General features: G+C 58.8%; 10 protein-coding genes and 2 pseudogenes. 8 read left to right on the forward strand and 4 right to left on the reverse strand.

Going from position 1 to position 8,994, the window contains the following annotated elements:
* Positions 1 to 344 precede the first annotated feature (344 nt).
* Both ACZ5YD_RS01680 and ACZ5YD_RS01685 read left to right on the forward strand, forming a co-directional pair.
* A complete protein-coding gene (locus ACZ5YD_RS01680; protein WP_379739947.1) occupies positions 345 to 620 on the forward strand; it encodes a winged helix-turn-helix transcriptional regulator in 276 nt (91 codons plus the stop codon).
* 113 nt (positions 621 to 733) lie between these two features.
* Entirely contained in the window at positions 734 to 1,096 is a 363-nt protein-coding gene (locus ACZ5YD_RS01685) for a hypothetical protein (protein WP_379739688.1), read from the forward strand.
* A gap of 27 nt (positions 1,097 to 1,123) precedes the next feature.
* Here the strand turns inward: ACZ5YD_RS01685 and ACZ5YD_RS01690 are convergent, their stop codons facing one another.
* Positions 1,124 to 1,492, reverse strand: a complete 369-nt coding sequence (locus tag ACZ5YD_RS01690; protein ID WP_379739685.1) for a DoxX family protein — start codon at positions 1,490 to 1,492, stop codon at positions 1,124 to 1,126.
* Positions 1,489 to 2,148, reverse strand: coding sequence for an organomercurial lyase (gene merB / locus ACZ5YD_RS01695; protein ID WP_379739682.1), 660 nt, complete (start codon positions 2,146 to 2,148; stop codon positions 1,489 to 1,491). The genes ACZ5YD_RS01690 and merB overlap by 4 nt, the downstream gene beginning before the upstream one ends.
* 186 nt (positions 2,149 to 2,334) lie before the next feature.
* Here merB and ACZ5YD_RS01700 point away from each other — a divergent pair.
* From ACZ5YD_RS01700 to ACZ5YD_RS01720, 5 genes and pseudogenes are all read left to right on the forward strand, one after another.
* Positions 2,335 to 2,415, forward strand: a pseudogene (locus ACZ5YD_RS01700) (hypothetical protein); the annotation flags it as partial.
* A 112-nt stretch (positions 2,416 to 2,527) separates the two neighbouring features.
* Complete coding sequence (locus tag ACZ5YD_RS01705) at positions 2,528 to 3,466, forward strand: ArdC-like ssDNA-binding domain-containing protein (protein ID WP_379739679.1); 939 nt, start codon at positions 2,528 to 2,530, stop codon at positions 3,464 to 3,466.
* Positions 3,467 to 3,565: 99 nt separating this feature from the next.
* Positions 3,566 to 4,387 (forward strand): hypothetical protein, encoded by an 822-nt coding sequence (locus tag ACZ5YD_RS01710; RefSeq protein WP_379739676.1) that lies wholly within the window; start codon positions 3,566 to 3,568, stop codon positions 4,385 to 4,387.
* Between the two features lie 74 nt (positions 4,388 to 4,461).
* Positions 4,462 to 4,713, forward strand: a complete 252-nt coding sequence (locus ACZ5YD_RS01715; protein WP_379739672.1) for an AbrB/MazE/SpoVT family DNA-binding domain-containing protein — start codon at positions 4,462 to 4,464, stop codon at positions 4,711 to 4,713.
* Positions 4,714 to 5,148 carry a PIN domain-containing protein gene (locus ACZ5YD_RS01720; RefSeq protein WP_379739669.1) on the forward strand — a complete coding sequence of 145 codons (435 nt, stop codon included), beginning with the start codon at positions 4,714 to 4,716 and terminating at the stop codon, positions 5,146 to 5,148. It abuts the gene before it with no gap.
* Positions 5,149 to 5,185: 37 nt separating this feature from the next.
* On the opposite strand, the pseudogene ACZ5YD_RS01725 reads toward ACZ5YD_RS01720, so the two are convergent.
* A pseudogene (locus tag ACZ5YD_RS01725) lies at positions 5,186 to 6,108 on the reverse strand (helix-turn-helix transcriptional regulator).
* A gap of 138 nt (positions 6,109 to 6,246) precedes the next feature.
* Between ACZ5YD_RS01725 and ACZ5YD_RS01730 the strand changes: the two are divergent.
* Complete coding sequence (locus ACZ5YD_RS01730) at positions 6,247 to 6,570, forward strand: DUF6788 family protein (protein WP_379739666.1); 324 nt, start codon at positions 6,247 to 6,249, stop codon at positions 6,568 to 6,570.
* 448 nt (positions 6,571 to 7,018) lie between these two features.
* Here the strand turns inward: ACZ5YD_RS01730 and ACZ5YD_RS01735 are convergent, their stop codons facing one another.
* Positions 7,019 to 8,518 carry a Cdc6/Cdc18 family protein gene (locus ACZ5YD_RS01735; RefSeq protein WP_379739663.1) on the reverse strand — a complete coding sequence of 500 codons (1,500 nt, stop codon included), beginning with the start codon at positions 8,516 to 8,518 and terminating at the stop codon, positions 7,019 to 7,021.
* Positions 8,519 to 8,994: the final 476 nt, after the last annotated feature.

Raw genomic sequence — 8,994 nt, forward strand, 5'->3', positions numbered from 1 at the left:
ACTGAGCAACTGCTTGGAGTGACTCGTCACCGCCTTCGAATCGGAGCTCCAAGGCGTCTTCTGGAGCTTTGTACCCAATATAGTGTGAGATGAGAAGTGATCGGACATTCTCTGATCGTGCTGCTTCCTGTTCCTCAGTGAGCGTACACGTAACTTCCCGTTCTGGGTTATTTTGACACATAATACATCACTACTTTGAATACCGAACTATTTATACTGTCAAGTCCGAAGTATGAAATCAGGTGTGGTGAACGAAAGCTATGCCAGATTCTCGAGACACAGTGACTGAAACGCCAAGTTCAACGAATATCGACATGGACTGTCTCTGTCCATTGGGTGACGTGATGGACCTTCTCAGCCGCCGGTACGCAATGCAACTCGTCTGCATGGTCGATGTGATCGGCCCAGCCCGCTACGGTGACATCGAAGAAACGTTCGAGGACGTGAGTAGCTCGACGCTCTCGACGAGACTCGACGAACTCGTGGAGGCCGGGATTCTCGCGCGCGAACAGTACGCGGAAATCCCGCCACGGGTCGAGTACGAACTCACGGAAACTGGCGAAGAGTTGGGCCAACACCTCGAACCCCTCCTCAAGTGGGTAGAGGAGATCGAAGAGTGATTCCCCGTCCCTAGTTGTTCCAGTTGCTGGCTGTAGCGCTCCGTTACGGTAACGTAATGTGGTTACTGTCGGGGTACTGAACGTATTTTGTCCGTCCTGAAGAAGGTCGGTGCATGACCGAGGACCCGGTGAAGCGTACCGAGGGGGAGAGTCGGCCTGATGGCGACACCGACCACAGAGGAGCGGCTAGCGAGGTGGCCGACCCCGATACCGCTCACAGTGAGAGTACGGCATCCTCAGAGGACGATGGCTCACGATGGGGGATACTCGCTATCGCCGGCATCTGTGGGCTCTGTTGTGTCGGTCTCGCCTCGCTTGGGGGCGGGGCAGCGGTTGCCGGAGGTACGGCAGCGGGCGTGACCGCGGCAAACGGTGCCGTCGGTTCCATCGGCGATGCACTTGTGGTCGGGTTGGCGACGGCGCTCCCGCTGTTTGTGATTGGGCTCTTCCTCCGTCGTCGAGCCCGCACGTCTTAATTCGGCCGCGAGATGGAAGGCCCCGGGTTAGAGTTGTACGAGATGCTGACCCGCGAGGAGAGCCGCCGTGAGAGCTAGCAGGAACGCAGGTACGGCGGTTTTCGACAATGGATCACCGATGTGAACGTGGGTGATTATCGCGCCAACCATCACCCCGCTGAGGAGCAGACCACCCACCAGCGCTAGTCCGGGGTGCCAGACTAACCCAGCAAGCAGGCCGATACCACTGAGTATCTCGATGATACCGGTAGCGACCCGAAACCACTGTGGATACCCGAATCGCTGGAAATCGTCGACTTGGTCCTCTTGGTGTGTGACCTTCGCGCCGCCGACGGCCAGACCCGCGAGCCCGAGTGTAGCTTGTGAGCCGACGAGTGCGATACCACCCAAGCTCATTCGGCGCCCCACGAAGAAGAGGTCGCTGTTAGTGCGGCGGCGATGGGTACACCGGCGTCGAGGGGAATGCCGACCGTGGTGGCCGCCACGTCTTCCGCCCAGCGCTCGTAGTCGCCGCGGGTGTGGAACGCCTTCACGTATGGACAGATGGCTCCGTAGGCCTCCCGGGTTGTGGGCATCTCGTCAGCGGGCACGTCACTCTCGGTGGTCACACCGAAGGACATGACCGCATCTGGCGGTGTGACTGTGGCGCCGTTCGCGGGCGACACCTGAATATCGACGGGGTCGTTTGTGGGGGTTTCAGTCCGGATTTCGACGGGTTCATCCACGAGATGGGCGAGCGCGATACCGTCGTAGAAACACCGGAAGTGATAGGTCTCATTTTCTGTCTTCGCGTAGTGAGGGGTTTCACCATCAACGTGACAGAGTTCGTCGATAGCGATTCCCTCCCCTTCGACCACCGTACGAATCGCCGCTATCATGTCGTCGAACGTGTCGATCGAATCGCCGAAGAACCGACTCATATTGTCTCCCACGGCCTCCGGGAGCGCGGCGGTCTTCACTGGCCGTTCTTCGATCCAGCTGTCTGTTTCCGGGGTCTGTGCGTCCGACTTGTCAACCGTTGGGTCGACACAGTGGCAGTCTTGATCCGACATGCGCCTATACATCTATACTCAAAGTAATTATACTGTCAAGTCCGAAGTATAGAACCTGCTTCGAGCACTCGAAGTTTCTCGCACGCTAGAAACTAATCGGTCTATAATAATCCGTCAACGACAATTCGCTCGATGAAACTCCACTCAGTATTTTCGAATACCTAGGCTCAGGAAAGCAAGTTAGCCGAAGTGTCTGAAGAATCCGAGTCGATTACTCGTGGATTAGCGACCAAACAACCGCCACCGGGCCCGCTCGTCCTTCTCTAAACGGCTCAGACACGGACTCCCGCTGACCGACAGAGCGGTTTTTGAACGCCCCCGAGGGGTGCGGCGCGTTCTGAACTGCTGCAGTCGCCGTGAACTCGATTCGGTGAACACAATGGCTACGACTAGTGACTCGTCGGTCTCCTTCGACCAGACCGACACGCGATCCGACGAGATGAACAGCACTATCGAACAGTGGATCGACGACCTCGTCGCCGGCGTCGACGACGCGCAGGCTAGCGAAGAGTTCCAGGGGTGGCTCGACGTCCAGAGTCGCTTCCACGACTACTCCTACCGGAACACGCTCCTTATCAAGCAGCAGTGTCCCGAGGCGAGCCGGGTGGCGGGCTACCGGACGTGGCAGGAGGAGTTCGACCGGTACGTCACAGAGGGCGAATCGGCCATCTGGATCTGGGCGCCGATCATCACCAAGCAGTGCCCGGAGTGCGAGAACTCGCCGAGCTACCACGAGGACAGCGACTGTGAGTACGACGAGACGCCGCCCGAGGAATGGTCCGAGGGTCTCGTCGGGTTCAAGCCCGCGCCGGTGTTCGATGTCTCCCAGACCGAGGGCGAGCCACTTCCTGATCTCGACACGGAAGCGACCGGGGACGCCGGTGATCTCGTCGAACAGTTGACTGTCGCCGCTGACGACCTCGGCGTGACGGTGCGGATCGTTCCAGCCGAGGAGTGGACGCACGGCGAGGCGAAGGGCATCTGCGAGCAGCTGAGTCTCGTCGATATGCAGCCGCGTGTCGAGGTGCGTGATCGGGAGAACGACGCTGATCTCGCCCGGACGCTGGTTCACGAGTACGCGCACGCCCTGCTCCACTTCGACGTCGCCGACGACACCGAGCGGTCGAAACGCGAAGTCGAGGCCGAAGCCGTCGCGTACGTCGTCGGCCGGTACTGCGGACTCGACACCAGTGGGTCGGCGTTCTACCTCGCAGCCTGGGAGTCGGACGATCCCGAAGCCGTTCGCGAGCGGCTCGGACGAATCAGTCGGACGGCAGAGGAGCTCATCGACGTGCTCGAAGAGCCGCCTGCTCCCTAAATCGGTTAACCAACAAATTGCCCGAATCTCCCTCTTTTGTTGGTTAAGTTTTTTCTGCGCCCGCAGAAGGGCGGAGGCGCATTCTGACCTCCGCGAACCATGACTGAAGACTATCTCACAACGGTCCTCGAGGAAGCCGAACACGTTGCCGAGCAGCATGACCAGGTCGCTCGAACGACAGACAACCAAGCCCACGAGTACCTCCGAAACGCCGTTCTTCGGGTGCTCGAAGGCGAGGCGGATCCCCTCCCAGCGGACTGGACGCCGATCGATGGCGTGACAGTCGGCTACGGGAGCGACGAGGCGATGTACGACAGCTGGGGCTCCAGCGAAGACTGGTGGGAGACCGTGCCGCCGCAAGAAGGGTGTACCCGATTCCGGGTGTTCTTCCCGGACGACCACCAGACGGTTCCCCGCGACATCGTCGACGTGATGGCCGCGCCGGGTGCCTGGCGCGTCTGGACTGGAAGCGCAGCCACGTGCGGCTCCTACGACCATCGCGAGCGTCGTGAGGTCCACTACCTCTGGCCGGAAGGCCATCCGGTGGAGGAAGTGCTCCACGAGTGGCTCAGTGGCCCTGCGGAAGCCGTCGCTCCGGACGGTGGCCGAACGGGCGACGTTCGCGACCGGCTGGTCGTCGACGAGAACGCAGAGTCACAGGACGATCTCGAGCCCCGCACGAAGCGTGCCGTCGCCGAAGCGATGGACGTTTCGCTCCTCTCGAAAGGTGGCCGCTACGAGGTGCAGTCCGCGTCCGGGAACCGGTACGAAGTCGACGTCATCGACGAGTCGTGTACCTGTCCCGACTGGCAGCAGCGTTCACCCGAAGGCGGCTGCAAGCATCTGCGTCGCGTCGATCACGAGATAAAACAGGGTCGTGTTCCACGTCCGGATGGGCGCCTTCCAGCACCCTCGAACTAGAACGATATCTTCTGGAGCGCGTGGTAGTGTGGCGACACACTAGGCTTTTCACGGCCGGTCACGTACCGAGAGGTATGAGCAGCGACAGAATCGACGCCGAAAGCAAAGTGTCTGGCAATCAGGCGAACATTCCGGCCCGGATTCGGCGTGAACTCGATATCGACGACGGTGACCAGCTCCGTTGGCATCTCGAAGATGACGGGAGCATTCGGGTCCACGTCATCCAACAGCAAACCGGCACGTTCGCCGACTTCGACGGCTACGCTGGTGAGGAGCCGACCGATGTAACGCGCGATCACGACGCCTGGGGCGTCGATGTCGAGTAAATGCCCCGTGCACTGATCGATACGACAGTCCTCTTTGCCGCCGCATACCGGCGGGATGGATCCCACGATGCCGCACTTCCTGTGCTCCAAGGCATTGACAATGGAGCGCTCCCGGAGGCAGTCGTCCTCGACTACGTGCTCGCGGAAACGCTCAACGGCCTCACGACCCACGCCGGCCACGACGCAGCCGTCGATCTCCTCGATCGAATCGAAGAAAACGCCCGCTTCCACATCGATTCACTCACCACCGACGCCCTCGCAACCGGGAAGGCCCTCTTTCGCCAACACGAACCCCTCTCCTTCGTCGATGCCTGCATTGTCGCGTATATGCAAACCGAGGGGCTCGGCTACCTGTATGCGTTTGACGACGATTTTGACGCCATCGAGGATGTCTATCGGCTCGAGACAGCAACGAATCCCTACAACCCGAACTGACGCCGGCAGACGGCACGGCTGGCGACGACGTTCGGTCTCAGGATAGTCGCACCTCGTAGTCTGCCGCCAGCTCCTGAAACTCGTCCCACTCCGGGAGCCGGTCGTCGTCGACCTCACCGTGCGTCTCGAGATAGCGGAGCAAGGCGTCGATTTCGTCTTCTAGATCGTACTTCACCGCCTGCGCTCGGAGGTCCTCCTCGGCGACGTCGACGTGGCTGAGCAGGAGGAGACAGTACGAGCGGTGGCGGCTGCCGTCGTCGATCAGCAGCGTGTGACAGCAGAGCTCTGCCGGCGTGACTGCGTCGAGGTTCTCGGAGTAGACGTAGTAGCGGTGCCCGGTGAGCAGGAACTGGAGGTCGAAGGCCGCGAATCGAGCGAGGCCGGTTTCGTGGAACGCCGCCGCATCGATCTCCGTCTCGGCCTGAGCAAGGAATTCGTCGTAGTCTTCCCAGAGAATCGTCCCCTTCGGGGCGACGGCTTCGAGGCGCTGGCGATGTAGTGGTGTGCGAGTTCACAGGCGAACGCGTGGAGGCGGTCGAAGTCGGCGTTGAACTTGTAGTGGCCGTCGACGGTCCCGACAAGCCCACGGTCGCGAAACCGCTTGAGGACCCGGTTGACCGTGTTGCGGTAGTTGTCGGTCCGGTCCGCAATCTCGGAGACAGTTTGCGGCTGGTCGAGGTAGTACAGCACCTCGAGTGCCTTCCCGGTCAGCAGCTCGGGGAACTCGATGTGAGAGTGCTGGCGGACAAGGTCCTGATAGAGCTCGACGGCGCGAGCATCCGACGGGACGACGCGTTTTCGACGGCCGTCGCGTTCCGTGTAGACGAGCCCCTTCTCGACGAGGTCGGCGACGGCACGAGAGAGGTAACTCTTGCTGTGGTCGAGCTTCGTCGCGAGTTCGGAGATCGTGTCGCCGCGGTCGACCGTGGCGAGGACCTCAAGTTCGATGCGCCGGAGCACGGCGTAACATAGTACGAAACTTATGTATGAAGAAGTTTCGAGTAGTGTTACAGTCAGCAGGCACGGGAGCCGTCTCCACCGTCTTAACCAACAAAACTATGGGTGGAGAGTCTGTGTTGGTTAACACGGAGAGAGTCGATGTCCTACGAACCCCCGACCCCACCGGCGAACCTCCCGACGGAGATCGTCAACACGCTCAACGAAGCCACATCGGAGCATCTTCGGGACGTTGCCAGCTACGCCGAGGCGTTGGCCGAACACAAAGAGCGGGAAGCTCGTCTCGAGGAGGAAGCGGACGACGCCGACATCGAGGAGCGCCCCGATGACCTCCCAGACGACGTGCCGGCGAAGGCGACGATCACGATCAAGGAAATCAACGACAACCGCTACTACTACTGGCAGTGGCGGGAGGGAGATTCGGTGACGTCGAAGTACAAAGGGCCGGTGAATCCCGACGAGTAGACGAGATTGAACTGTAGCCTGGTGGTCTTTTCAGTACTATTAGAGACGTAGCAGACGACACCCCCCAGAGTGTGAATGGGATTGGTTTGCCCAACACCCCTCAGTGTGAATGGGTCCGGTCAACCCGGACGAGTGAAACACGAAGGGAGAGGACACCCGCCCCACGTTTCCGTCGTTTCTCCACCGTCTCCGCATCATCGATGGTGCCGACGATTAAGAAATCGTAGGACACACCCCCCGTTTTCGAGTTGTAAATGGGAGAGGGAAAGGGGAAAGCACAGTACATTGACCGGCACGTCAAATCTCTTGGCTCACCCACCCCCCGTTTTCGAGTAGTAACGAGACATCCCGACGAATGACACCCCCCATTTTCGAGTTGTAACGCATCGCGCGGGATACGAACACCCCCCGTTTTCGAGAAGTAAGTGCGGGGAGAATACGGGCGAGATCAGTTCTTACTCCGGAACTGCTTCAGCCGTTCGCGGACAACCGCGCTGATAGTCGCCTCTTCGTGAGCTAGATCTTCGAACCGGGAATCCTCACGGATCGTCTCCATGATCGTTTCGGGATCTTCAGAGAGGGAGAAATACATATGCACTCCTCTGCCTCGACCCTTACCTCGACGCTCGAAGTCCAACACACCGTACGTACTCTGCTCTGTGACGTGATTTACGAACGTCTCACGGCTGTACTGGTCCGCGTCCATTGTATCAGCAATGAATTGATACGTCTTGAACGCAGGTCCAGCAGGGATCCACTCAGGGTGTTCTCTTGCGTAGTGGGCAGTGGCCGCCACAGCGTAGATGGAGAGTTTCTTTTGAGTCGAAATGCCGCTGATATGGCGGAGCTTGCGGTTTTCGGTGTATTTTTCCTGAGCATCACGGACATCAGTCTCGATAACCGTGTCGGCCCCACGCCGCTCGGCTAATTCACCAGCCCATCTGAGGAGATCAATCGCTTTCCGCGCATCCCCGTGCGTTTGGGAGCCGAACGCAGCAACAAGCGGAACAACGTCATCTGCAAGTGAGTCTGGCTTGAAGGCGTCCCGCCGGTTGCGGAGAATACTACGGAGTTGGTTCGCATCGTAATCGTCGAAGAAGATGTCGTCAGGGTTGTAAGAACTCTGTGCGCGGCTGTTGAGGTCCTTCATGAAGTCGGCGTAGTTCGTGATCGTCGTGAGCGAGATGGGACCATCAAAGTCAGCGAGTTTGCGAGCCCGTGAAAGCTGGTAGATGAGAGAATTGTACTCTGATTCCTGATACGGCCCCTCGAGCATATCGATCTCATCGAGAATGAAGATGACACCGTCGTAATACTCTCGCATCAGTTCGTACAGTCGCTCCAGCTTCTGATCCGTTGAGACGCCGGTTTGGGGAACACCAGGATCAACGCCGAGGTCGTCGGCAGCGGCTTTGACTAACCGATAGACAGCCCGATCTGCAGTCTTCGGCCCCTCGCAGTTGATTGAAATGACCCCGAAGGTCTTGCCTTGAGATTCACACAGTTCGACGATCTGTTTGCAGACTGCATGAATGATGAGCGATTTCCCCGTTCCAGATGGCCCGCTCAGGAGCATATCGGGGATCCCTTCATTCTGGAGGACCGGTTTTAGATTGTCGACGACACGGCCCAGTTGGTCGTCCCGACCGACGATACGGTCCTCGTCGATGATGGTATCTGACCGGACGAGGTCTTTGTTCGCGAAAACGCCACCGGACGACTCCGTTTGGAGACGATCACGAATTGAGATGCCGCCACCGTCGCCGTTAGTTGCTTCTTGAGACGAATCGGCGGGATCTGATCCGTTTTCGAAGGTCGTTTGTGACGTGCCAGGAGATGCCACCTCCCCATCCGTCGATTCAGGAGTTTCAGGATCAGCAGCAGAAGATTCACGATTCTCCTCACCTTCCGGATTATTCGATCCTGCTCTACGTCCCTCTCGTCCCATTATGAACCCCCTCGAACTCTGGGTATAAAAAAGTGGACCCTTGTGGAGTTGTAACCAGGCGAAAACAGGCTATCTAACGACTACAGCCGCGTATTCTCTGAATGAGCCAGATACCGTCTTCGGAATCTATCACCTTCCGTTGTCGAGTTGTAACGGTTCGACGAAGCTCGCTGTCGTCGAACTTCCTTGATGACCCGGACCCCCCGTTTTCGAGTTGTAAGATGTTGGGGGGCGGTAACACACCTGGTTCGATGCTCCCACCCTCACGTTGTAAGGAGAAGTGAGTCGAGGTGGATCTCGGAGCAAAATCCACATAATCCGGATTTTGTGAATGATGCTCAGGGTGATACGGTCTTTCTCATACTCCCCGTTTTCGAGTAGTAAGCGCCAGAATGCTTGCGAAAGAACGCCACTCGTAGAATCCGTTCACGAGTGAGAGGAATACCGGGTTTTGGACATGATTGCCGGGGAAGCCG

It is taken from the genome of Halopenitus salinus (assembly GCF_055397165.1).